The sequence below is a fragment of the Flavobacterium sp. MR2016-29 genome (assembly GCF_015350695.1).
Lineage (GTDB): Bacteria > Bacteroidota > Bacteroidia > Flavobacteriales > Flavobacteriaceae > Flavobacterium.
This window is the reverse complement of the sequence record NZ_JADKPU010000002.1, coordinates 83,869-108,489: the sequence shown is the minus strand read 5'-3', so window position 1 is coordinate 108,489 and position 24,621 is coordinate 83,869. Positions and strand designations below refer to the sequence as shown.

Annotated in this window: 23 protein-coding genes; 8 read left to right on the top strand and 15 right to left on the bottom strand. The window is 32.6% G+C overall.

The genetic code is table 11. From position 1 onward, the window contains the following. Positions 1-131: 131 nt before the first annotated feature. The gene (locus IR010_RS06425) at positions 132-485 is read right to left on the bottom strand and encodes a hypothetical protein (protein WP_029271634.1); all 354 of its coding nucleotides are present in this window, start codon (positions 483-485) and stop codon (positions 132-134) included. A gap of 191 nt (positions 486-676) precedes the next feature. On the opposite strand from IR010_RS06425, the gene IR010_RS06420 reads away from it, so the two are divergent. Next, a complete protein-coding gene (locus IR010_RS06420; protein WP_317174431.1) occupies positions 677-1,411 on the top strand; it encodes a porin family protein in 735 nt (244 codons plus the stop codon). Here the strand turns inward: IR010_RS06420 and IR010_RS06415 are convergent. Next, positions 1,406-2,011, bottom strand: a complete 606-nt coding sequence (locus tag IR010_RS06415) for a hypothetical protein (protein ID WP_029271636.1) — start codon at positions 2,009-2,011, stop codon at positions 1,406-1,408. The genes IR010_RS06420 and IR010_RS06415 overlap by 6 nt on opposite strands. A gap of 221 nt (positions 2,012-2,232) precedes the next feature. On the opposite strand from IR010_RS06415, the gene IR010_RS06410 reads away from it, so the two are divergent. From IR010_RS06410 to IR010_RS06400, 3 genes are all read left to right on the top strand, one after another. Further along, positions 2,233-4,704, top strand: a complete 2,472-nt coding sequence (locus IR010_RS06410; protein WP_194602596.1) for a bifunctional UDP-N-acetylmuramoyl-tripeptide:D-alanyl-D-alanine ligase/alanine racemase — start codon at positions 2,233-2,235, stop codon at positions 4,702-4,704. Positions 4,705-4,771: 67 nt separating this feature from the next. Next, a complete protein-coding gene (gene mscL, locus IR010_RS06405) occupies positions 4,772-5,155 on the top strand; it encodes a large conductance mechanosensitive channel protein MscL (RefSeq protein WP_029271638.1) in 384 nt (127 codons plus the stop codon). Positions 5,156-5,328: 173 nt separating this feature from the next. After that, entirely contained in the window at positions 5,329-6,318 is a 990-nt protein-coding gene (locus IR010_RS06400; RefSeq protein ID WP_029271640.1) for an aspartate-semialdehyde dehydrogenase, read from the top strand. Positions 6,319-6,404: 86 nt separating this feature from the next. Here the strand turns inward: IR010_RS06400 and IR010_RS06395 are convergent, their stop codons facing one another. After that, entirely contained in the window at positions 6,405-6,953 is a 549-nt protein-coding gene (locus IR010_RS06395; protein ID WP_194602594.1) for a hypothetical protein, read from the bottom strand. Between the two features lie 214 nt (positions 6,954-7,167). On the opposite strand from IR010_RS06395, the gene IR010_RS06390 reads away from it, so the two are divergent. Continuing rightward, on the top strand, positions 7,168-7,851 hold the full coding sequence (locus tag IR010_RS06390) for a DUF6058 family natural product biosynthesis protein (RefSeq protein WP_194567911.1): 684 nt from the start codon (positions 7,168-7,170) through the stop codon (positions 7,849-7,851). Between the two features lie 51 nt (positions 7,852-7,902). Here IR010_RS06390 and IR010_RS06385 read toward each other — a convergent pair whose 3' ends face one another. From IR010_RS06385 to IR010_RS06370, 4 genes are all read right to left on the bottom strand, one after another. Next, positions 7,903-8,220, bottom strand: a complete 318-nt coding sequence (locus tag IR010_RS06385; RefSeq protein ID WP_026982672.1) for a 2Fe-2S iron-sulfur cluster-binding protein — start codon at positions 8,218-8,220, stop codon at positions 7,903-7,905. 60 nt (positions 8,221-8,280) lie between these two features. Then, complete coding sequence (locus IR010_RS06380; protein WP_029271647.1) at positions 8,281-8,763, bottom strand: hypothetical protein; 483 nt, start codon at positions 8,761-8,763, stop codon at positions 8,281-8,283. 211 nt (positions 8,764-8,974) lie between these two features. Beyond that, complete coding sequence (locus IR010_RS06375) at positions 8,975-9,214, bottom strand: NifU family protein (RefSeq protein ID WP_026982674.1); 240 nt, start codon at positions 9,212-9,214, stop codon at positions 8,975-8,977. A 118-nt stretch (positions 9,215-9,332) separates the two neighbouring features. Continuing rightward, entirely contained in the window at positions 9,333-10,460 is a 1,128-nt protein-coding gene (locus tag IR010_RS06370) for an Mrp/NBP35 family ATP-binding protein (protein ID WP_029271649.1), read from the bottom strand. Between the two features lie 382 nt (positions 10,461-10,842). On the opposite strand from IR010_RS06370, the gene IR010_RS06365 reads away from it, so the two are divergent. Continuing rightward, on the top strand, positions 10,843-12,456 hold the full coding sequence (locus IR010_RS06365) for a murein L,D-transpeptidase (RefSeq protein ID WP_194602591.1): 1,614 nt from the start codon (positions 10,843-10,845) through the stop codon (positions 12,454-12,456). Positions 12,457-12,547: 91 nt separating this feature from the next. Here IR010_RS06365 and IR010_RS06360 read toward each other — a convergent pair whose 3' ends face one another. The 3 genes from IR010_RS06360 to IR010_RS06350 all read right to left on the bottom strand — a co-directional run bounded on the left by IR010_RS06360 (position 12,548) and on the right by IR010_RS06350 (position 17,216). After that, positions 12,548-14,977, bottom strand: coding sequence for an ABC transporter permease (locus tag IR010_RS06360; protein WP_194602589.1), 2,430 nt, complete (start codon positions 14,975-14,977; stop codon positions 12,548-12,550). 146 nt (positions 14,978-15,123) lie between these two features. Beyond that, entirely contained in the window at positions 15,124-15,831 is a 708-nt protein-coding gene (locus IR010_RS06355; protein WP_029271653.1) for an ABC transporter ATP-binding protein, read from the bottom strand. A 140-nt stretch (positions 15,832-15,971) separates the two neighbouring features. Continuing rightward, a complete protein-coding gene (locus tag IR010_RS06350; RefSeq protein WP_194602586.1) occupies positions 15,972-17,216 on the bottom strand; it encodes an efflux RND transporter periplasmic adaptor subunit in 1,245 nt (414 codons plus the stop codon). Positions 17,217-17,374: 158 nt separating this feature from the next. Between IR010_RS06350 and IR010_RS06345 the strand changes: the two genes are divergently transcribed. Then, entirely contained in the window at positions 17,375-18,736 is a 1,362-nt protein-coding gene (locus tag IR010_RS06345; protein ID WP_194602583.1) for a sigma-54-dependent transcriptional regulator, read from the top strand. Positions 18,737-18,847: 111 nt separating this feature from the next. Then, complete coding sequence (locus IR010_RS06340; protein ID WP_194567919.1) at positions 18,848-20,173, top strand: sensor histidine kinase; 1,326 nt, start codon at positions 18,848-18,850, stop codon at positions 20,171-20,173. Positions 20,174-20,368: 195 nt separating this feature from the next. Here the strand turns inward: IR010_RS06340 and IR010_RS06335 are convergent, their stop codons facing one another. The 5 genes from IR010_RS06335 to IR010_RS06315 form a co-directional block, all read right to left on the bottom strand. Continuing rightward, positions 20,369-20,698, bottom strand: a complete 330-nt coding sequence (locus tag IR010_RS06335; RefSeq protein WP_194567921.1) for an MGMT family protein — start codon at positions 20,696-20,698, stop codon at positions 20,369-20,371. A 113-nt stretch (positions 20,699-20,811) separates the two neighbouring features. Beyond that, positions 20,812-21,447 carry a LysE family transporter gene (locus IR010_RS06330; RefSeq protein WP_029271658.1) on the bottom strand — a complete coding sequence of 212 codons (636 nt, stop codon included), beginning with the start codon at positions 21,445-21,447 and terminating at the stop codon, positions 20,812-20,814. Between the two features lie 44 nt (positions 21,448-21,491). Next, positions 21,492-22,169, bottom strand: a complete 678-nt coding sequence (gene trmB, locus IR010_RS06325; RefSeq protein ID WP_194602579.1) for a tRNA (guanosine(46)-N7)-methyltransferase TrmB — start codon at positions 22,167-22,169, stop codon at positions 21,492-21,494. Positions 22,170-22,320: 151 nt separating this feature from the next. Then, positions 22,321-23,703, bottom strand: coding sequence for an ammonium transporter (locus IR010_RS06320; RefSeq protein ID WP_029271660.1), 1,383 nt, complete (start codon positions 23,701-23,703; stop codon positions 22,321-22,323). Positions 23,704-23,966: 263 nt separating this feature from the next. After that, positions 23,967-24,458, bottom strand: a complete 492-nt coding sequence (locus tag IR010_RS06315; RefSeq protein ID WP_194602576.1) for a nuclear transport factor 2 family protein — start codon at positions 24,456-24,458, stop codon at positions 23,967-23,969. Positions 24,459-24,621 lie beyond the last annotated feature (163 nt).

The window sequence follows — 24,621 nt, the reverse complement described above, 5'->3', positions numbered from 1 at the left end:
TAATTGATTTTTTCTTCAAAACAAAAACTAAAAAACTAACAAAGCCTTCCGATCTTGTTGTTCAAGATGGAAAAACAGACTAATTTTCTGAATTAGATTTGAATGATTTTGATTTTCGAGTAATTCGAAATTTAAGAAACTATAGCAGCTGGTGGTCCGCGCAATAAATAGGCGCTTCCAGAAAATGACTTGATGTTTTCTGAAAAAGCAATGAAATATGGAATTTCACTATGAAAAGTATAAAATTGAAAAGAAAAATTCTCAGGAACAATATAACTTCCAAAGACAAAATTACAAACGTAACAAAGATCATAATTATGATGCTGATGCGTTATTTCACCGCTCGGATCATTATAATCGTGATGACATTGTTTTTCTGAAAGCTGTTTTACAATGTGCTCATAACTGTGTATCGACTGAAACAATATTGAGAACAATACCGTTACGGCCAGAGAAACACTTATTATGAGTTGCTTTCTTTTCATACTTGGCAAAGGTATAAAAGAGCAATGAAAAATTGATTCATTTTTTTGATTCTGTTGCACATTTCTTGAAAAAAATGCAACGAATGCTTTTATTCGTCATGAAAAACAGAATAATTACTTTCAAATCTAATCTTGAACTGGCATTATATTATATTTGTAAGTGAAATAAATCAACTCCAAAAAACGTTTACTTGAAAACCTCCTTAAAACCAAAATACGATATGCGATTACTTTTTAGTTGTTTGTTTTTAGTTTCGTTTTTTAATGTGTTCGCACAAGAAGAAACAAAACCTAAAATAGAACCGATTGTAAAAATCGATTCGTTGTATCGTGAAGATCAATTTTATTTTACGGTTACCTATAATCTTTTGGCTCAGATTCCTAAAGGACTTAAACAAGATAAATTTTCTGCAGGACTTTCTGCAGGTTTTCTTCGCGATATGCCAATCAATAAAAAAAGAACAGTTGCTGTTGCTACAGGTTTGGGATTAAGCTATCAGAATTTCTTTCAAAATATTACGATTTCTAAAGATCAAGCGGGAGCCATAATTTATGGTGTAAACGATTATAATGAGTTTGTCTCGAATAAATACAGGCAATATTTAGTAGATGTGCCAATTGAGTTTAGATGGAGAAATTCTACTTTTGACAGTTATAAATTCTGGCGAATCTATGGCGGTGTAAAACTAAGTTATGTGATTTCAAGCAAATCTCTTTTGAATGATGGCGAGACAACATACAAAATTGTAAATAACCCAGACATCAATAAATTTCAATACGGTGCTTATATTTCAGCAGGTTATAATACCTGGAATGTGTATATGTATTATGGTTTGAATCCGTTGTTTAAGGATGTAAAAACAGTTTCTGGAGAAAAATTAGATGTGACTACAATGAATATCGGATTGATTTTTTACATTTTATAACCACAAATACAAAAACAGCACTTGCGGCAGAACGCCAATTAATAAGCCAAGCATGATTTCTTTTGCAGTATGAGCATTCATTTCTAATCGAGATGAAGCCACGACACCCGTCATTAAAATTAAAAACGCCGGCCAATACGGATTTTTCATTTGTAAATGAACATTTAATCCAATTACAAAAATGGCAAAACTACTGATTGCCAACATATGAAGACTTGCTTTTATCTTAAATAAAGAACAGATCAAAGCTAAAATTGTACTGAATAAAGCTCCTAAAAAGAAAAAATGCAGTTCAGGATAGCGGCTAATTATAATGCTTCTTTTTACCAATAAAATATATAAAAAACACTGCAAAATGAGCGGGATTTTTCGTTGAGAAGTTTCCGGAACCATTACAGAACTTAAATGCCCAGTAGATTTTAGCAAAAGAAAAAACAGCACCGGAACTAAAATCGTAATAATCAGAATTTGAAATAAAACAAAGTATTTTTCTTGATTGGTAAAAACATCCTCTTTAACAAAAAGATAAAATAAAGTGGCATACATCGAGATAAAAATCGGATGCAGGATATAGGAGAATAAGGGAAGTATTTTTTTCAAAACGCTTTATTTTGTGGTATTCAACAAATATAATGAATTATTTTTTTGCCACGAATTTCAGTTTTCTTGGCACAAATTAATTTTTTTTTTTAATCTGTGAGAACTGTTTAATTGAGGGCAAATATTTTTGAGTTCAATCTATAATGAATAAAAATTAATTAGTGAAAATTTGTGCAATTCTTGGCAAACCTTTTTTTAAATTTGACAAAAAGAAATTCTAAATGAGCATAAATTTAAAAAGCCTTATCTCGGTTCTTAATGCCGAATGGATTGGCTCTAACACTGATATTTTTGTAGATCATATTTCGATCGACAGCCGTTCATTGCAAAACGGATCAAAAACTTTGTTTATTGCCCTGTCTGGTGTTAATAATGATGCTCATTTGTATATTGATGAACTGATTGAAAAAGGAGTTCAAAACTTTGTCGTTCAATACATTCCTGAAAATGCTAAGGGAAAAGCTAATTTTTTAGTCGTTAAAAACACTTTGAATGCCTTGCAGCAATTTGCTAGCTATTATCGTAATTTATTCGATTTTCCTATCATCGGCTTGACCGGAAGCAATGGCAAAACGATTGTAAAAGAATGGCTTAACTTTTTGCTCAGCCCAGATTATAATATTATCAGAAGTCCAAAAAGCTATAACTCTCAAGTGGGAGTACCACTATCTGTAATTGCAATAAATGAAAAACATAATTTAGGAATTTTTGAGGCTGGAATTTCGACGGTTAATGAAATGGACAAGCTTGAAAAAATCATAAAACCTACCATAGGCGTGCTTACTAACATTGGAAGTGCACATGACGAAGGGTTTTTAAATTTAGTACAAAAGATTGATGAAAAAATACTTTTGTTTAAAGATTGCCCGATAATTATCTATCAAAAAAACGAAGTTGTCAACTCCTGTTTGTCTCAGTTTACAGCAGAATATATGATGCATCCGCGCAAACTTTTTTCATGGAGTTTTACAGATGAATCTGCAGATGTTTTTATTCTGAATAAAGAAACTAAAAATGAAACAACGACTATTCAATATCAATATAAAGAGGAGATTTTTAGTTTAGAAATTCCGTTTAGCGATTCGGCTTCGGTAGAAAATGCTATTTCGTGTTTGATGGTTTTGCTTCATTTTAAATATGATTTTGCGACGATTCAAAATCGTGTACAAATGTTGTATCCGGTACAAATGCGTTTAGAAGTGAAGAACGGAATCAACAATTGCAGTATTATTGATGACAGTTACAGTTCTGATTTTCAATCACTTAAAATTGCTCTGGATTTTCTGGAAAGCCAGCAGAAAAAGAATGCCACTAAAACCGTGATTTTGTCGGATATTTTTCAGAGTGGCTTTTCAAATGAAGAATTGTATTCTAAGGTGGCACAGTTAATTTCTGATAATAAAATAAACCGCATAATAGGTATTGGAGCTACTATTTCTTCTTTCAAAGCTAAATTTTCGAACAGTATAATGTTTCAGAATACTGCCGAATTTATAAGCCAAATAGAAAGCTTAAATTTTAATAACGAGACAATTTTGATAAAAGGAGCAAGGTCATTTCAGTTTGAAGAAATTGTTGCTTTGCTTGAAGAAAAAACACATGAAACCGTTCTCGAAATCAACTTAGATTCTATAAGTCATAATTTAAATTACTACAAATCAAAATTGGCCAATGATGTAAAAATCATGGTTATGGTGAAAGCTTTTGGATACGGAAATGGAGGTTTGGAAATTGCAAAATTACTCGAACATCATAAAGTAGATTATTTGGGTGTGGCTTTCGCCGATGAAGGAATCTTGCTGAAAAATGGCGGAATAAAATTGCCTATTATGGTGCTGAATCCAGAATCGACAAGTTTTCCTTCTATTATTCAATACCAATTAGAACCGGAAATTTACAGTATAAAAGGATTAAATGCCTTTTTGAAAATTGCGAGAGAAAAGAATCTGAAAGATTTTCCGATTCATATTAAACTTGATACCGGAATGCATCGTTTGGGTTTTGAAGAAAATACAATTGAAGAATTAATTAAAACTTTAAGAGACAATACGACGGTTAAGGTAAAAAGTGTTTTGTCGCATTTGGCTACAAGTGATGATTTGAATCATTATGATTTTGTAATTTCTCAGATTAATCTATTTGAAAAATTATCTTCAAAACTAATCTCTGAGTTAAATATTAATCCGATTCGTCATATTTTAAATACATCTGGAATTAGTAATTTTCCGAGCGCACAATATAATATGGTGCGTTTAGGAATTGGTTTATATGGAGTTTCGAATGATCCATTGGAGCAAAAATATTTGGAAAATGTTGGAACATTAAAATCAATAATTTCGCAGGTTCGTACAATTCCGTCTGGAGACAGTGTGGGTTATGGACGAAGGTTTATCGCTGAAAAAGAAACTAAAATTGCGACAATTCCAATTGGTTATGCGGATGGAATATCGAGATTATGGGGGAATCAGGTTGGTTTTGTAACGATTAAAAATAAGAAAGCTTTTATCGTAGGAAGTGTTTGTATGGATATGCTGATGGTTGATGTCAGTAATATTGATTGTAAAGAAGGTGATTCAGTAATTATTTTCGGCGAAAGCCCAACGGTAATTGAAATGGCCGAGGCGCTAAAAACCATTCCGTATGAAATTATGACGAGTATCTCACAACGAGTAAAACGGGTATTTTTTAGGTAATTCTTTAGAAATTATAGAGAAAATTTCTTATTTTCGATAAAATAAATTTAATCTAAAAGAAACAATTATGAGTATACTTTCGGAATTTAAGGAATTTGCAATGAAAGGCAACGTAGTCGATTTGGCTGTCGGTGTAATTATTGGAGCTGCTTTTGGTAAAATTGTAACCTCATTAATTGAGAATGTAATTACACCATTGATATTGAAGCCGGCATTAGATGCTGCTCACTTATCAAAAATCGAAGATCTTACCGCTTTTGGAGGTGTTAAATATGGCTTATTTATTTCGGCTGTAATTAACTTTATAATTGTGGCTTTTGTTTTGTTCTTAATCATTAAAGGAATAAACAATCTTAAAAAGAAAGAAGTGCCGCCACCTGCTGCGCCGGCAGGACCAACACAGGAAGAATTATTGATCCAGATTAGAGATCTTTTAAAAAATAAACAATAATATAATATACCGCTGCACTAAGTCTAACTTAACCGCTTCTTGAATGAGGCGGTTTTTTTTATTTTTGTTTGTTTTGTAACATTTTGTTATTTTTTGTGAATCGTCTTGTTTTGATTTTTATTATGTATACTTTTGCAGAGTAATTTAGATTAATTCATACTAAAAATATAAAAATGAGAATAGCGGTTGTAGGTGCCACTGGTATGGTTGGCGAGATAATGCTTAAAGTTTTAGCGGAAAGAAATTTCCCTGTAACAGAGTTGATTCCTGTTGCTTCTGAAAAATCAGTAGGAAAAGAAATTGAATTTAAAGGTCAAAAATATAAAGTAGTTGGGTTACAAACAGCAGTTGATTTAAAAGCTGATATTGCGGTTTTCTCAGCGGGCGGTGATACGTCATTAGAATGGGCTCCAAAATTTGCTGCAGCCGGAACAACAGTTATTGATAACTCATCTGCGTGGAGAATGGATCCGACTAAAAAATTAATCGTTCCAGAAATCAATGCTGATACTCTTACAAGTGCTGATAAAATTATTGCAAATCCAAACTGTTCAACTATTCAGATGGTCTTGACATTGGCTCCTTTGCACAGAAAATACAATATCAAAAGAATTATTGTTTCTACTTATCAGTCAATTACTGGAACTGGTGTAAAGGCGGTTAGACAGTTAGAAAACGAATATGCTGGAATTCAGGGAGAAATGGCTTATAAATATCCAATTCACAGAAATGCAATTCCACAATGTGACAGTTTTGAAGAAAACGGATACACTAAAGAAGAAATGAAATTAGTTCGTGAAACTCAAAAAATTCTAGGTGATAACACGATTAGAGTTACAGCTACTGCAGTTCGTGTGCCAGTTGTAGGCGGACATAGCGAAGCTGTGAATGTTGAGTTTACAAATGATTTTGATGTAAATGAAGTTCGCGAAATTCTACACCATACAGATGGAGTGGTGGTGCAAGATAATTTAGATACCTTTACTTATCCAATGCCATTATACGCAGAAGGTAAAAATGATGTTTTTGTTGGAAGAATTCGTCGTGACGAAAGCCAGCCAAATACCCTAAACATGTGGATTGTTGCTGATAACCTAAGAAAAGGTGCTGCAACAAACACTATTCAAATAGCTGAATATTTGATTAAAGCTGGTTTAGTATAATTAGAGATTAAAGAAAATTGTTATAAAGAAAAAGCCGTAATTGCAGAAATGTAATTACGGCTTTTTTGATTTTAATTGAGTTAAACCTATTTCTTTTTCATTAATTCTTCTGCGCAATTCTTTCCAATTTTTTGAACCAAATCACCATTTTTTGGATCTTGTAAATCTGCAGGGCCGATATTTTGTTCTTTCAATTTAGAAATAGCACAATCTGCAATAAAAGAAGCTTTTTCGTTGCTTAGACCAGTACGAACAAAACCATCTTTTAAAATTGCTTTATATTTTTCTTCAGTATTTGAATCCCAGCTATTTTTTACTTCAGATTTAGATAGCGTTTTGCATTTTACGAATGATTCTTGTGCACATTCTTTTCCCATGTGCATAACCATTATCGAAGTTTCGGGTGTTTGCGCGTCATTCGGTTTTAAATTTTTACTTTTCATTTTCTCAAGAACACAATCAGAAACATAAACGATCTGATCTTCAGAGAATATACCTTTTCCTGCGCTTTGTAAACTGTCTTTAAAAGCTTTTTTGAATTCGGTTTCTTTTTCTGGTGTCCATTCATTTTTATTGCACGAGAATAAGGCGACAGCCATTAAGGTAATACTGATGTAGTTTAGGAATTTGTTCATTTTATTTAAGATATTATGGATTAGCTAGAGAAATAAATTCTCTTTAAAATTTTGCAAAAGTATTTTGTACTTATAAACAAGGCTAGTCTTAAAAGACATAATAATGATACGATAGGGTAGTTTTAAAGAATTAAGCTTTCGAAGATGCAGTAATGGAATTACAGTTTTTATGCACTTTTTTATGGTATATTTGATTTGAATTTGACTTAAAGAAATGAAACATATAGACCTAGAATATATAGCAACGAATTATATTGAGTTTGAAGAAGTAATTAGAGAAGCAAATATCTCTTCAGAAAAGCTGAATGAGTTAATTGAAAATAAACTTATTCCGGAGGCTTCATATAGTATAAATTCAGATATTACAATTCGTTCTTCCTTAAATGACAGTTTTAAAGTTACTATTGAAAGAAAGTATTTTCATCCAAGTGTTTTACAGCTTATAAAAGATAATGAGAATCTGAATCCTGAAAGTTTCAAAATGACATTCAAGGAAAATTTGTTGACAAATTTGAAAAACCATGCTTACAAAACATTTGCATATGGAAATGTTTTTGAGGAAAACGGGAAGCTAAATGAACAAAAAGCAAATATTGCTCTTGAGGAAGAATGGAATTATTTCTGCCAGGGAATCTACGGAATCTGCACTTTGAATAATAATGAAAATGACATTATTGAAAAGGAAATTGCCATAAAGAGAATTTTGGATTTCATAGAAAAGAAATCAGCGTCTTTATCAAATGATGAAAAAATTGAGCTCGAAAAACTCAACGCCGAATTTAATAAAGCGACAAGTAATTTTGCGCCTTATCAGCGAGAATTAAGCAGTAGAGGAAAATATTTGGATAAGTTATTAAGAGCGTTTTCGTTGGATAATTTGATTAAAAAAGAGTATTAATTATAGGATATAAAAAAAGCGAGAACTTTTAAATTCTCGCTTTTTTTATTTTTAATATTCCGGAGCCAGTTCTAATTCCAGTCCTTCTAATTCTGTAGTAATTGGAATCTGACAGCCTAAACGACTATTAGATTTAACATAAAATGCTTCCGAAAGCATGGCTTCTTCTTCATCTCCCATTTCTGGTAATGCAACGTCATTCAGAACATAACACTGGCAAGAGGCACACATGGCCATTCCGCCACAGGTTCCTTCAACAGGAAGTTCGTATGCTTTGCATAACTCCATTATATTCATTGCCATATCAGTTGGAGCCTGTAATTCGTGTATAACTCCTTCTCGATCCTTAATCTTTATTAATACATCCATTTTAATTATTTGGAATTTTATGGGTTAGGATTTAATAACGTGAAAAAACCCTTGTTTTTATTAACTGGTTGGTTTTATGCTAAATGCGAATTCTTTTCTTTTGTTTTCTTTCAGGTGCATTTTTACACCAAGTATGTTGCCTCCTTTTTCTAACAACGTAACAACAGCAATAACAGAATAATAATCTTTATTGGCCTGAAAGATTAATGTTCCTTCGTAAGTTGAATTAACAACTCCTTGTTTATCTGTAGTCGCAGAAAGTTTTCTTGGATGTGTAAATTCAGCTGTACTATAAGTTGCCTTGTTTGAAAATTTTGCTTTTCCTTCGGCAAAATCATATAAGAAATCATAATTTCCAATTCTTAAAGTGCCTTCTTCACTATTTGCAGTAGTGTTAAAAACAATTTGTCCTGAATATTCAAAATCGGACCATTCTTCTGATTCACTTACCCAAGCTTTATCAACAATAAGAGTCTGTGTTTGCTGTGCGTAATTGGCTGACACGAAAAACAGCAGTAAAAATAGAGCGTAATAGTTCTTCATAATTTAGGATTAAAGGGTTATTTTACAAATTTAGGCTAATTATATAATAATTCCTTAACTTAAACTCTTAAAACTTTATATCCTTTTTTGTTAAATCTTCAATGTTTACGCTTATTCTGAACATTTTTCTTAAGATTTTTAAAACAAACAAGCAAAAGAGCTATTATTCTTGTTAATAATCTAAAGGTCTAAAATGAGAAGAACATTTCTTTTACATAATGTTTACCACAGTTTCAATCTGTGGAGCATATTTTTTTATTGTTGTTTCAACTCCAGCTTTTAGAGTCATTTGGTTTACACTGCAGCTTATGCACGCTCCTTCGAGACGAACTTTAACATGCTTATCATCATCTATAGAGATAAGTGTAATATCGCCTCCATCAGAATTTAAAAAAGGTCTGATTTCGTCTAATGCAAGTAATACATTGCTAGTTAATTCTTCTGTTGTCATAATATTTTATCAATTAGAAAATTAGTCAATTAGATAAGTAAAAAATTCACTTTGAAGTAAAAATTATCTCATTATCTAATTATCAAATTATCTCATTAGTCTTATCTCAATTATCTAATTATTTTTTTACTGCTGAACAACCTGCCATTGTCGTAATTTTAATAGCTTCTGTTGCAGGTAGACTATCGTTTCTATTTACAGTTTCTTGTACTACATTTCTAGTAATTTCTTCAAAAACAGTTTCGATTGCAGAAGCTGTTTGTAAAGCAGCTGGACGACCGTAATCTCCGGCTTCACGAATTGATTGTACAATTGGAACTTCTCCTAAAAATGGAACATTCAAATCTTCAGCAAGGTTTTTAGCACCCTCTTTTCCAAAGATATAATATTTATTATCAGGCAATTCTTCAGGTGTAAAGTACGCCATATTTTCAATAATTCCCAAAACAGGAACATTAATATTGTCTTGCATAAACATGGCAACTCCTTTTTTTGCATCAGCAAGTGCCACAGCCTGAGGAGTACTTACGACTACTGCTCCAGTTATTGGCAGCGATTGCATGATCGAAAGGTGTATGTCTCCAGTTCCCGGAGGCAAATCGATTAGCATAAAATCTAATTCTCCCCAATCTGCATCAAAAATCATTTGGTTTAAAGCTTTAGCAGCCATTGGACCTCTCCAGATTACAGCTTGACTTGGTGCCGTAAAGAAACCGATAGAAAGTATTTTGATTTCATAACTTTCAATTGGTTTCATTTTAGACTTTCCGTCAACAGTAATTGAAACCGGCTTTTCGTTTTCGACATCAAACATAATTGGCATCGAAGGCCCGTATATATCAGCATCTAAAACGCCAACAGCAAAACCCATTTTTGCCAATGTAACAGCAAGATTTGCTGTTACAGTTGATTTTCCTACTCCTCCTTTACCAGAAGCAACAGCAATAATATTTTTGATTCCTGGAATTGCACGACCTTTAATTTCGTTTTTCTCAGGAGTTTCTACCTTAATGTTTACTTTAATTTTTGCATCAGCAGATATCAATTCGTGAATCGTTTTTTTGATATCATCTTCAGCTCTTTTTTTAATGTGCATTGCTGGTGTATGCAGTACTAAATCTACTACAACTTCGTCTCCGAAAGTAAGGACATTGGCAACAGCACCACTTTCAACCATATTTTTTCCTTCTCCAGCTATAGTAATAGTTTCTAAAGCTTTAAGAATTTCTTTTCTGTCTAATTTCATTTTAATAAGGTATTTTTCTATTGATGAAACGTTGTTAAAGAACTATGTTAATTTAAACTCATTTCAGACTGCAAAGATAACTGATTATGTTTGGATTTCTTCTCTTTTTGAATCGTATTTATTGATATCTAAATTATTCAAAATGATACTCTTGTTTTTTAGACCTGCTGGTTTTCAATCTTAAATCAGAACATCGAGATGTTTCAACATTCCCACGTGCGAATTTTAATAGATTACAAAGTAATATGATAATAAGTTTTGCGTGCCTCTGAAGTAAATTTGACTACCCTAAATTTCTGATTTAAAGCATTTTGAAAAATGCATAAATAATTTTATAAACCTGCAAAAGTAATTTTGTACTAAATAATTAAAAAACAAAAAAATGCAACGTTTTATCTTTTTAACCTTGAGTATTGTGGTGAGTTTTACAACTTTTTCTTTTAATTCTATTGCGAATGAAAGTAAAGTAAAAACAAATGAAATTGAAGTTGAGAGTACTTTAGTAAATAAAATAGGGTTCTCTGCAGTTGCTCTCGACAGCGTGTTGATTGACAAATTTTTTAAAAAGTATACCAAATTAAAAAAATATCAAAATGAGGTTTCAGATCTTTATCAAAAAAGAGAATACAACTCTATTTGGTACGATGATGCAGCGATTAATGAATATGGAATTTTGTTATATCAAAAAGTCAGTGTTTTAAACGAACAGGGAATTAAAGCGAATATGGCTTATATGAATGTTATTGAAAGTGCTTTTGATGATAAAGCTTCAAATAAACTTTCTAAAACGGAGGGAGAACTTTTGCTTTCAAGCATGTATTTCTTTTATTCAAACAATTCTGGTGTTGATGCAGAAACGCTGAAAAAAATAGAATGGGTTTTGCCTTCTAAAAATGTTTCTTACGACACTGTTTTAGATTCACTTGCCACTAATCCGGTTCAAATTAATAAAGATACTAATCTTTTAAACACTCAATATTATAAACTTCAGGCGATGTTGAAAAAATATCGTGACATTGAGAAAAACAATCTTTGGAAAAGAATTGATATCGATACTGAAAATTATAAAGATTTAAAACCTTTTGATTCGTCAGTTGCCGTAAAACAAATTAGAGAACGCTTGTTTGTTATTGGTGATTTAAAACAAGATTCAAAAAGAAATGTCTATGATGAAGAAATGATGGCAGGAGTTTTAAATTATAAAAAAAGATACGGTCTTAAATTAAACTATACTCTTACATTAGAGCATATTAACCAAATGAATGAACCAATCGAAAACAGCATAAAAACAATAATGCTGAATATGGAACGCTGCAGATGGATTCCTGCAAAATTGGGTCAGGCAGCTGAATATGTAATGGTTAATATTCCAGCTTACAGATTGAATTATATAAAAAATGGAAAAAACAGATTGACATCTGACGTTTTTGTGGGATCAAGATTGACAGAGACTTTTATTTTTAGCGGTAACATTGATCGAATTGTATTTAGCCCATATTGGAATGTTCCGGCAAGTATTGTCAATAATGAATTGAAACAAAAAATGGCTGCCGATGAAAATTATTTGGCAGAAAATAATATGGAGTGGAATGATGGAGCAGTGAGACAAAAACCAGGACCTAAAAATTCTTTAGGCTTAGTAAAATTCTTATTCCCAAATCCTAATGATATATATCTTCACGATACTCCAGCAAAAAGTTTATTTGATTTTGAAAAACGTACTTTCAGCCACGGATGTATTAATATTAAAGATGCAAAAGGATTAGCAGTTGCTATGTTAGAAGAAGATCAAGAATGGTCAAAATCTAAAATTGACGAATCTATGAGCGGTGAAAAAGAAACGCCTTGTATACTTAAAAATAAAGTGCCAATATTTATAGGTTATTTTACAGCTTGGGTAAATGAAAATGGTGAAATAGGTTTTTATAAAGATGTTTATGAAAGAGATCAGCGTTTAGATAAATTACTGTTTTCTGATTCAGTTGCCATGCAATAATACACACACGACAATTATTTATAAAAGAGAAACCCGCCACTACTGAAGCTTCGGTAATCGCGGGTTTCTTCAAAAAAAATGGTCTACAAGCTTATTCGTATTTTAAATATTTTAAAACATCAATTTTAGTTACCTGATAGGCTTTTGCCAGCACTATAAGCAGTGTCAGAACCAATAAAGAAACTAAAGCGACACTAAACGGAATAACTGAAATATTGATTCTGAAAGCAAAATCTTCAAGCCATTTTTGCAATAGGATATAAGCTGGAATAATTCCGACTGCAAATCCCATAAAACAGAAAATGATATATTGTTTTGATAATTCTTTCAATAAAATATCAGTTTCGGCACCTAATGTTTTTCTGATAGCTATTTCTTTCAAACGTCTTTCCATAGAGAAAGAGGCTAAAGCAAACAGTCCAAATATAGCGATAATTATTACAACTAGATTCAAGATAAAAAACAAGTCTTTTTGTTTTACCTGTTCCTGATATGTCTTGGCAAAACCTTTATTTACAAATTCATAATCAAAAGGATAATCCGGATTTACATTTTTCTCCCAGTACGCTTTTAAACCGGCCAATGTTTCACTTAAATTGTTTGGAGAAACCTTAACATAAATATTGTCAAAGTTATTCCATTTTAAAGTTTTAAGGTTGATGAAAACCATTGGAGGCACTTTATCCTGCAAACCGGTAATGTGAAAATCTTTTACAACTCCTACTATTTTAAATTTCATGTTTCCTTTTTCATTTCCCCAACCTGATGTGATAATTGTATTAATTGGGTTTTTTAGGTTTAATTTTTTAGCAAGCGTTTCGTTTATTAACCAGTTGTCTATAGTGTCTGAAGCAAACTTAGGCGACAAATCACGACCCTGTACAATTTTAATTTTCATCATTTCAAGAAAACCAAAATCCATTTCTACATTTCGAGGCTGTACAAAAATACTATTGTGTGTAAATCCTGAGCTTGAGTTGGTGCTGTTTCCAAAACTTCCGGCAAAAGTTGTCACTCCTTTTACTCCTGCAATTTTACCAATTTCTTGTTTTGCAACTTGATATTTAGCTGTTTTCGTACGGAAATCAGTTAGGTTATAAGGAATTCTAATAATCTGATCACCACTAAAACCAAGGTCTTTATTCATCATATAATTAACCTGTGAGTTTACAATTAACGCACCAATTATAAAAAATGCAGCAATTCCAAACTGAAAAATCAACATCGAATTTCGAATCCAGATACCGCTTTTGCTTCTTGAGAAATTACCTTTTAAAACTTTTAAAGTTTCAAAATTTGAAATATAAATAGCAGGAAAAATACCCGCAAGAACGATCACTAATCCAAATATAAAAATAAGCTGCAGGTAAAATTCACCGCCATTCATAGTCAGGTTCTTTTTCAAAAAGTTGTTGTAATACGGTATTGAAAGCTCTACAATTGCTAATGCAAAGATGATAGCTAAAATGACAATTATGGCTGTTTCAAATATAAACTGAGCAATAATTTGTTTTTTAGTAGCACCTACAATTTTGCGTACACCAACTTCTTTAGCGCGTTTGATAGCAGAGGCCGTCGCCAGATTGATGTAATTAACCAGAGAAAGGGCTAAAATTAGAATGGACAATCCAACCATGATATAAAGCAATTGCAAATTACCTCTTCCTTCTGGAAAATTGCGTCCTCCCGACGATTTTGTACCATATAGACGGGCCGTCTTAAGTTGGTCTATTATTACAGTCGTTTGTCCGTTTTCTTTAATATATTCTTCTGCAGTTTGTCCGTTTTCTTTGGCATCTTTTAAGGTTCTGTTGACAAAATCTACATTTTGCATTTTCTTTAAAACTGCTACAGCATCGGCATTTTTTTTAATTTTAATCATCATGGCATAATTAAAATTTCCCCAGCTGTTTTGATCCTGTTCGCGTTTAACGTCGCCAAAAACGTAATTTGGTTCGATAGACGATGGTCGAATTAAGCGATAAACCGACTTGACAATGTAAAATTTACTATTGTAGTTGATTGATTTACCAATTGGATCTTCGTCTTTAAAAAGCAATTTTGCAGCTTCTTCAGATAAGGCAACGCTATTTTTCTCCTTTAAAATGTTAGTTTTAGCTCCTTTTATAATCGGGAACGGGAAGACATCAAAAAAGCCATTGTCAGAAACAGTAATTTTTTTATCCATTACTTTTTGATTCTGATATTTTATAGGCGCTTCATTGTACCAATTATTGAAGAAAGAAATAGTCTCGATTTCAGGAATCGTGGCCTTGCAGGTTTCTCCAAACGGAATTGAATTGGTAGCCCAAGTATCGCCAGTTGTACCAATTTTATTCAGCGATTGATATACATTCTCTTTTTCAGGATTCCATTGATCGTAGGCGTTTTCGTTGTTCCAGTATAAAATTGCAAAAATTACTCCGGCAACGCCAATGCTTAATCCTAATACATTTAAAAACGAAAACAGTTTATTTTGCTTTAAATGATAAACAAATATTTTAAACCAGTTAAAAATCATGGTGTATTTTTTTATAATTGTTAGTTTTTTTAATAAGATCTAAAAGGTTTCTGTACCTAACAGATTTTTAGATCATTGCTAATATTTTGCAAACAAATCCAATTAGGATTGTGATTGCGGTTATAATAAATTTTATCATTTTGAAATTATTTAGCGTCCATAAAAACATCAACATTTCTCTGATTTAGTTTTTCAGAAAATATAACGCCATCTTTCATATGAATCGTTCTTTGCGAAAACGAAGCATCATAATCAGAGTGAGTCACCATTAAAATTGTCGCGCCTTTTGCGTGCAGATCAGTTAAAAGTTCCATTACTTCATTACCATTTTTACTGTCCAGGTTTCCGGTTGGTTCATCGGCTAAAATGATCTTTGGATCATTAACCAAAGCTCTGGCAACGGCAACTCTCTGCTGTTGTCCTCCAGAAAGCTGCTGTGGATAATGTTTTAAACGGTGCGAGATATTTAATTTTTCAGCAATAGCCTCAATTTTTTGTTTTCTGTCTGATGCTTTTACATTGTTGTAAAGCAAAGGCAGTTCGATATTGTCATAAACATTTAGTTCGTCGATCAAATTGAAATTCTGAAAAATGAATCCGATATTTTCTTTGCGAACCTGAGCTCTTCCTTTTTCTTTTAGACTAATCATTTCTTGGTCTAATAATTTGTAACTTCCATCAGTAGCACTGTCTAAAAGGCCAATAATGTTTAATAAAGTAGATTTTCCGCAACCTGAAGGTCCCATGATAGTTAAAAAATCACCTTTTTTAATTTCTAAAGAAATACCGCTTAACGCTGATGTTTCTACTTCTTCCGTTCTAAAAACTTTGGTTAAATTTTGAATTGTTATCATATTGTTTTGGAATTAAATGTTGTTAAAATGTTTTTTGATTGATGATTGAAACTTTTTTTAATTGTGAATTGTAAAATGTAAGATGTAAAATGTAAGATGTAAAATGTAAAATGTGACTGTAAACTGAGAACTGAGAACTGTTACTGAAAATTAATCGATAATTCCTCAACATCTTTATAATCTGTGTAAGATGATGTTATAACAGATTCTCCTTCTTTTAAGCCTTCTAGAATTTCATAATAAGAAGGATTTTCTCTTCCTAGTTTTATGTTTCTTCTTTCTGCTTTATTTCCTTTTACTACAAAAATCCATTTTCCTGCCGTTTCTTGATTAAAGCTTCCTTTAGAAACTACTAGGGTTTTATTTTTCTCCGATAAAATCAGCTTTACGCCAAAACTAAGTCCGTCTTGCAAAACGATTTGTTCTTTAGAGGTAAAAGCCAATTCTACAGTAAAATGACCACTTTTTACCTCCGGAATTACTTTGGTTACTAAAACTTCAAGTGTTTTTCCTTTAAATTCTACTTGCCCTTTTAAGCCTTCGCGAACCTTTTCTAAATAAAACTCATCAACATCAGCAGTCAATTTGTATCCTTGTTTGGAGTCAATTTTTCCTATGCTTTCTCCTGCTTGAAATGTTTTTCCTAAAACTGGTTCGAATGAAGTTAATCGGCCAGATTCTGGAGCAGTGATCAAAAAGTTCTTTTTGTTGTTTCTCAAAATATCCAAACTTTTTTCCATGGTCTGGATAGAACGGTTGATTTGAGAAATCTGTACTTGATTCGATTGTTTTTCTTTTTGAATACTTTGCTGAATGGTTCTTTTTCTTTCTTCCTGAAAACGCAGGCTTTCCTTAAAAGTATTCCAGTCATTTTTAGAAATCACCTCTTTTTCAAACAATTTCGAATTCATATCGTATAATCTTTTGGCATCATTATAATCGTGTTCGATCAAAACCAAGTCTTTGTTTAAATTCAGCTCTTGATTTCTAATGTTTAGTTTTCCGCTGTTCAAATTATTAATCTGCTCAATAATAGCCGTTTCCTGAGTTAGATAATTCAACTCTGTATTTGGGTTGTACAAACGTGCAAGTGATTGCCCTTTGGTTACCATTGCGCCATTTTCTACAAATATCTCTTTTACAGATCCTCCTTCTGTAACATTTACAAGCATTACGTTCAGTGGTTCGACTTTGGCTTGAAAAACAACGAAATCTTCAAAAAAGGCTTTCTCAATTTTCTGAACCGTTATCTCTTCTGCCTTAACATTCAGACTTCTTTTGGTATTAAAAGAAAAAAAGATGATGGCGCCCAAAACTAAAAAAACAGCAATTGCTATTGTCAGATATCTAAATTTTCTATTTTTACGAGGAATTATCGTGTCCATTTTTTAAATAATTTACTGATTACCAATAGGTAAATACTGTGCCAATAAATTTGTTATTTGTAAAGCATTGATTTTAAAGAAACTTTAAAAACGAATCCAAAAAAGGACTGTTCGATAATGAACAGTTGACCGTTCAAAAGCGGACAAAAAAAGACAGCATGCGAAAAAAACAAGCCCAAATATTAATTGTTGACGATCAGGAAGAAATTCTTTTTTCGGCAAAAATGATTCTCAAAAAACATTTTGAAACCATTTTTACCACAAACAGCCCTAAAAAAATCATTTCACTTTTGAGCGAAAATGAAATAAATGTGGTTTTGCTAGACATGAATTACCGAATTGGTTTTGAAGACGGACGCGAAGGAATTCATTGGCTTAAAGAAATAAAGACACTTTCGCCACAGACAGTAGTTATTTTAATGACTGCTTTTGGCAAAATTGATACCGCTGTCGAAGGTATAAAAATAGGTGCTTTTGATTATGTTTTAAAACCTTGGCACAACGAAAAACTACTGGAAACAATTGATAAGGCTGTCGCCGAAAGCCGAAAAAACAGCAAAAAAACAGTAGTTGAAAAAGCAGAAAAAAGGTATTTTGTTGGTACTTCTCAAAAAATAAAACACGCGTATTCTATTGCCGAAAGAGTGGCTAAAACGGATGCAAATGTTTTGATTTTAGGTGAAAATGGAACAGGAAAATATGTTTTTGCCGAATTCATTCACCAAAATTCACAACGAAAAGACGAACCTTTTGTACATGTAGATTTGGGATCATTAAGTGATAATTTATTCGAAAGCGAACTTTTTGGATATGCAAAAGGCGCTTTTACAGATGCAAAAACAGATACGCCCGGAAGGTTCGAAATGGCCCAGAACGGAACTATTTTTTTAGATGAAATTGGTAATATTCCGTTTCATCTGCAATCAAAATTATTACATGTTTTACAGACTAAAACCGTTACGCGTTTGGGCGAAAGCAAACCTCGGCCTTTAAATGTCCGCATAATTGCGGCAACAAATATTGATATTAAAGCGGAGGTAAAAAACAAAACTTTCCGCGAAGATTTGCTGTACCGAATTAATACGATGGAAATTCATCTTCCATCACTACGCGAACGAAAAGATGATATTGTTCCTATGGCCAATTTTATTCTCGATCAGATTGCCCAAAAATACAATCATGGTCCCGAAGCTTCGGCATGGCATTTTGAAGAGAATGCTGCACCATATTTAGAAAAATATCCATGGAAAGGAAATATTCGCGAAATGGAAAATAAGATCGAACGTGCTTTAATCTTAGCCGATAATAATACCATTTCAGTTCACGATTTAGATATTTTAGCATTTGACGATGTTCAGGAAAATGATGACAATGCGTTATCTGAAATGGAAAAAAATGCTATCGAAAAGGCATTATTCAAACATCACGGAAACATTAGTAAAACAGCTGAAGAACTCGGTTTGTCAAGAGCAGCCTTATACAGAAGAATTGAGAAATACGATTTAAAAAATATAGGTTAATTTTTTTCTTGCAGATAAAAATGATTTTTAATTTACAATCTGCCCAATCTCCGAAAGATTACAGGAACTAAAAATTTTAATCTTGTAAACTTTGACAATAAAAAAAACAAAATGAAAAACTGGAAGTTCTATAACGCCTTATTTGTGAGAGTCTTATTTATTATGATTCTCTTTTTCTTTTGCGTTTTTCTAATTTATAATATGTTTTATTATAACGCTCTTGTAGTTGGTGTTTTTGTCGTTATATTGTTGTCAGAAATGTATTTTTATGTTAAAAACCGACTGCTTTTTTACGACAGAACTTTGCTTTCTATTTTAAAAAATGATTTTTCATCCAATTTTCCAGAGGAGAACAAAAAAGGCCATTTTGAAAATTTATACCTTTTGTACGAAACTTTAAAAGTACAGCAACAAGAACAAACTTCAAAAGAATTAGTTTATAAATCGATTTTGAACAGTATTGATACCGCCACTTTAATCCTAGAAAGAGAAAATGAGGATTGGGATATTTTTTTGATGAACGATTGTTTTTCGACTTTGTTTAAAGTGCCAAAAGTCAGTCAATGGAAATACCTTAAAAATTATTTGCCTTCGCTTTGTGCCGAAATTGAAACTGTTGGTTTTACCGAGTTAAAATCGGCAATTTCTATTAAAATCGAAGAGCAGGATTTGCAGACTTTTATGTTGCAGACTTCGCTTACAAAAACCTATAACAAAGAATATTTTATTATTTTATTAGATAGTATTCAGCGCGTTATTGAGAAAAAAGAAAAAGAAGCCTGGATTAATTTGATGAAAATTATTTCGCATGAATTAATGAATTCTTTAACGCCAATTCGTGCGCTTTCGCAGAACTTACTCCAAATTGTCGATCAGGAAAAACTCGAAGAAGATGATTTTGATGACATTAAAAGCAGTATTTCTACGATTATAAACAGAAGCGACCATTTGCAGGTTTTTGTTGAAAATTACAGAAAACTGGCCATGTTGCCGACACCAAATAAGCAGATGACGCCCATTAACGGATTGTTTGAAGATTGTTTGCGCATTATGAATCCGATTTTGAAAGCTGAAGGCATCGAATTGATGAATGAAATTAATAGTTCGCGTTCTATTTTAATAGATAAAAACCAAATGGAACAGGTAATTATAAATTTGATTACCAATAGTATTCACGCTTTAAAAGATAAAACAGAAAAGAAACTGATTCTTTCCAGCTATACAGAAAACAATCGCTTTTTTATCACGCTCTCTGATAACGGAAAAGGAATCGATCCGGAAATTCGGGACAAAGTATTTCTTCCATTTTTTACCACTAGAAAAGACGGCGCGGGAATTGGCTTAACGCTTTCAAAAAATATTATAGAAGCGCACGGCGGTTATCTAAGCTATCAAACCGATGAAGATAAAACGAGTTTTGTTATTTGTTTGATTTGATTTTTTTCCTCACCATATAAGTGATTTAAGTTCATTTAAATGTTGCGTATAAAATTTGACGCAAAGCTGTTTGTATTTAATCACGCAAAGAAGCCGAGTCGCAAAGAAAAACTTAAAAAAGAAAAACTTAGCGACTCTGCGTCTTTGCGCGATTAATTGATAAAGTAAAGCAAACTTAAAATGAACTTATATCATTTATAAGGTGGAAATTTCCGGTTCCCAGAAATGTTTTTCGAGATCTATAATTTGATTGTCGACAATTTTAATGCCTTCGCTTTCTAGTAATTGCTGCATTAAATTGGTTCCGTCGAAGTGATGTTTTCCAGTCAAAAGTCCTTTTCTGTTTACAACGCGATGCGCGGGAATATCGTCCATATTATGACACGCATTCATCGCCCAGCCAACCATTCGTGCAGAACGTGCGGTTCCTAAAGCTTTTGCAATTGCGCCATAAGAAGTTACTTTTCCGTACGGAATTTGCCTGGCAACCGCATACACTTTTTCGAAAAAATTATCTTCGGTCATAATTTGATTTTTAAAATTGTTTCTCGCAGATTTTGCAGATTAAGCGGATTAAAATTAAATCAAAAAACTTTAATTTGTGGCAAAAATAATCTGCCAAATCTGTGGTTTATGTTTTACCCAAAGTAGTAATTCAAAATATTAAAAAGTGTAAGGATAGCAACTAAACCCGTAATGCTGCCAATAATAGTGTTCATGTTTCGCATCAAATAATCCGTTTTCTTTTCTATTCTTCCAAAAAAGGCAATGTAGCTGTACAAAACAACAAACGAACCTAAAACAGAACCTAAAACAAAAGTAAAAATGATGTTGCTCTCAAAAACAAAAAGTTGGTAAGATGCCAAAGTAACACTTACCAAAACATAATACGGAATTGGAAAAAAGTTCAATCCCGAAAGCAGCATTCCTAAAAAGAAACGGCTTTTTTTACTGCTTTTTTTAATCTTCGATTTCTTTGCTTTGGGTTCTTTGGCGATAAACAAAAAGTATATCGTCAAGACCGAAAAAATACCGAATCCAACTTCACGCAGTAGAGTAACCACATCTGGCCGATTGTCAATTACCTGAGCAAATAAAACCGCTACATAAACCTGAAAAAAAATGACTAAAACAGCGCCAATTACAAACCACATTGCATTCTTTTTCCCTTCTTTCAGATTTATTTTCGCTGCTGTCATGTTGATTAAACCTGGCGGAATAATCCCTATAACTGCTGCAATAAAACCTGAAAGTAATGGAGTAAGTAATGCCATTCAATTATTTGATGGGTTAGAAAAAAACTGTTTTCAAAATTAAATTAATCTTTAATTTTGAAACGAATATACGTAATTGCCTTGTTAATTTCTAAATATTGTTTTTCATAGAAAGTTTGAAAAGCAGTAACTTCTTCTGGACTTCCTTCATTTTTATAGACATTATGATTGGCGTATAAAACCTCATGTCCTTCGCCGTGAAGCAATCCAAGCGTATATCCGTGCATAAATTCGCTGTCGGTTTTTAGGTTTACGACACCGTCTTTTTTAAGGATTTTTTTATACAATTTCAAAAATTCAGAATTTGTCATTCTGTGTTTTGTTCTTTTGTATTTGATTTGCGGATCCGGAAATGTAATCCAGATTTCATCTACTTCATTATCAGCAAAAATATGATTGATCAATTCGATTTGAGTTCGAACAAATGCAACGTTATATAGTCCGTTTTCAACAGCGGTTTTTGCACCTCTCCAGAAACGAGCTCCTTTAATATCAATTCCGATAAAATTTTTGTTCGGATATCTTTCTGCCAATCCAACAGAATATTCTCCTTTTCCACATCCTAATTCTAAAACTAATGGATTGTCATTTTTAAAGAAATCAGAATTCCATTTTCCTTTCAGAGGCATTAAATCGCCTACAACTTCTTCTCTTGTTGGTTGAAAAACGTTTTCAAATGTTTCGTTTTCTCTGAATCTTTTTAGTTTATTTTTACTTCCCACTTGTACAAAAATTTTCCGCAAAATTAAGGAATATAAACGAATGAAAATAGTGCAATTAGGTTTTAAAAGTTTTTACAATAGATTTCGCAAATTAGAAAGATTAATTATTTAATTAAAAATCATTTTAATTTGCTAAATCTGTGGTATATTTTCAACCGTAATGCGGTTCTGTAATGGGTTTTGATTTTGGATCTAATGTTTCGTCGTGCTGCGATAAATCAAGTCCGATGTGTTCGTTTTCTTCAGAAACACGAAGCGGAATAATAAAGTTGGTTACTTTAAACAAGAAATAAGCTCCGAAGAAAGTAAATATCGATACTAAAACTAAAGCCATCATATGATGCGCAAAAACGTTCCAGCCACCGTGTAATAAACTCGCATTTTCTCCGTGTGCGAAGATCGCAGTAAGGATCATTCCCATAATACCGCCAACGCCGTGACAAGCAAAAACATCAAGAGTGTCATCGAATCTTTTTGAGAAACTGCAGTTAACAACGGAGTTTGAAACCAAAGCAGTAATAAACCCGAAGAACATACTTTCAGGAACAGAAATATAACCTGCTGCCGGAGTTATGGCAACCAATCCAACAACAGCTCCAATACAAGCGCCTAATGCCGAAACTTTTCTGCCGTTCATTCTATCAAAGAAAACCCAAGTTAACATGGCTGCTGCCGATGAAGTTGTTGTCGTTGCAAAAGCCATTGCGGCAGTTCCGTTTGCAGCAAGAGCTGAACCAGCGTTGAAACCGAACCAGCCAAACCATAACATTCCAGTTCCTAATAATACAAACGGAATATTGGTTGGAATATGCTGACTATTTTTTCTTTTTCCGAGAACTAAAACACCGGCCAAAGCAGCAAATCCAGAACTCATGTGAACTACCGTTCCGCCAGCGAAATCTTTAACGCCGAAATAACTTCCTAAAACACCTGTTGGATACCAAACAGAATGACACAAAGGCGCATAAATAAATATAGTAAACAAACTGATGAATAATAAATACGATATAAAGCGAACACGTTCTGCAAATGAACCAGTGATAATTGCCGGAGCAATTATGGCAAATTTCATTTGAAACAGCGCAAACAGCATAAACGGAATTGTGCTGGCCAATTGTTTATGAGGCAAAACGCCCACATAATCCATAAAAGCAAAAGTAGTCGGATTTCCGAAGAAGCTGTAAAAGTGATCTCCAGAACCAAAACCTACTGGTTCTCCAAAAGCCAAGCTAAATCCGACAACAACCCATAAAAGTGTTACCACGCCCAAACAAATGAAACTTTGCAGCATGGTTGAAATAACATTTTTCTTGCCTACCATACCGCCATAGAAAAAAGATAATCCCGGCGTCATGATTAAAACAAGACAGCAGGAAGTCAGCATCCAAGCGACATCTGCAGGAACGATATGGTCTATTGTACCAAACTTAGACAATACATAACTGTTTTTAGTAACTGTTGGCCAAAATGCCCCCGTAATACAAACAATACTTATAATAATAAAGGAGATGATCCAGCGTCTTTCTATTTTCATTTTTCAAATACTTTATTGAACCCTATTTTTTTTGGGGTCAAAGTTAAAAAAAAATAGATATTTTGATTTTTAAGGCTTTAAAAATAGAGGCTAGTCTTTTATTTTAGTCGATTTTGTAAAATACAGGTCTTTTTTTTGAGACAATCTTATTTTGAACTTCTAAATTACAAAGAATTTTATCAATTGTATTATAATTAAATTGACAATAGGTTTGCTAAAGTGCTAGAAAAGTTAGGATTATAATAAGAAAGTTCTAAAATGTTTTATTTCTTCTTAAGTTTTGCAATCAGAACATCTTCGATCGGCGCTTTAGCTTTAGTTACGGCATCAACTTCGTCATTCGGAATCGTCATGGATAACACATAATGCTGGATTTTCCATTCGTTTCCTATTTTGACTAAAACGCCTGAACCGCGGCAGATTTTCATTTGCGTATTTAGCAATTCATCAAACCAAGCAATGGTTCCAGTTTTGTCAAAAAAGATATTGCGTTCTAAAGCAGTAAAATTCCAAGTTTTTCCTTTGTCAAAAAATGGTTTCGCCCAAATTTTGAAATTCTTTTTAGTCCAGTTTTCAGTTGCATCTGTTCCTATAAAAATGGCATCATCAGCCATTAAATCAAAATAAGCATCGAACTTCACATCGGCAGCAGCTTTATGCCAAGTGTCTAGTGTTTGATTGATTTTCTCTTTATCAGAAGTTTGTGCATTTGCAAAAAATGTAACGAATAGAAGGAGTAGAATTGATTTTTTCATGAGTTAAGTTATTTGAGTTTAAAGGTAGGAATGATTTTTAAAGGATAAAAGGTTTCACCCAGATTTAGCAGATTTAGACAGATAGTCTAATATTTCATTCAGTTTAAAATCTGCGAGAAAAAAACTTCCCGCCTTACCGTTTTTGCGAGATTTAATCATAAAG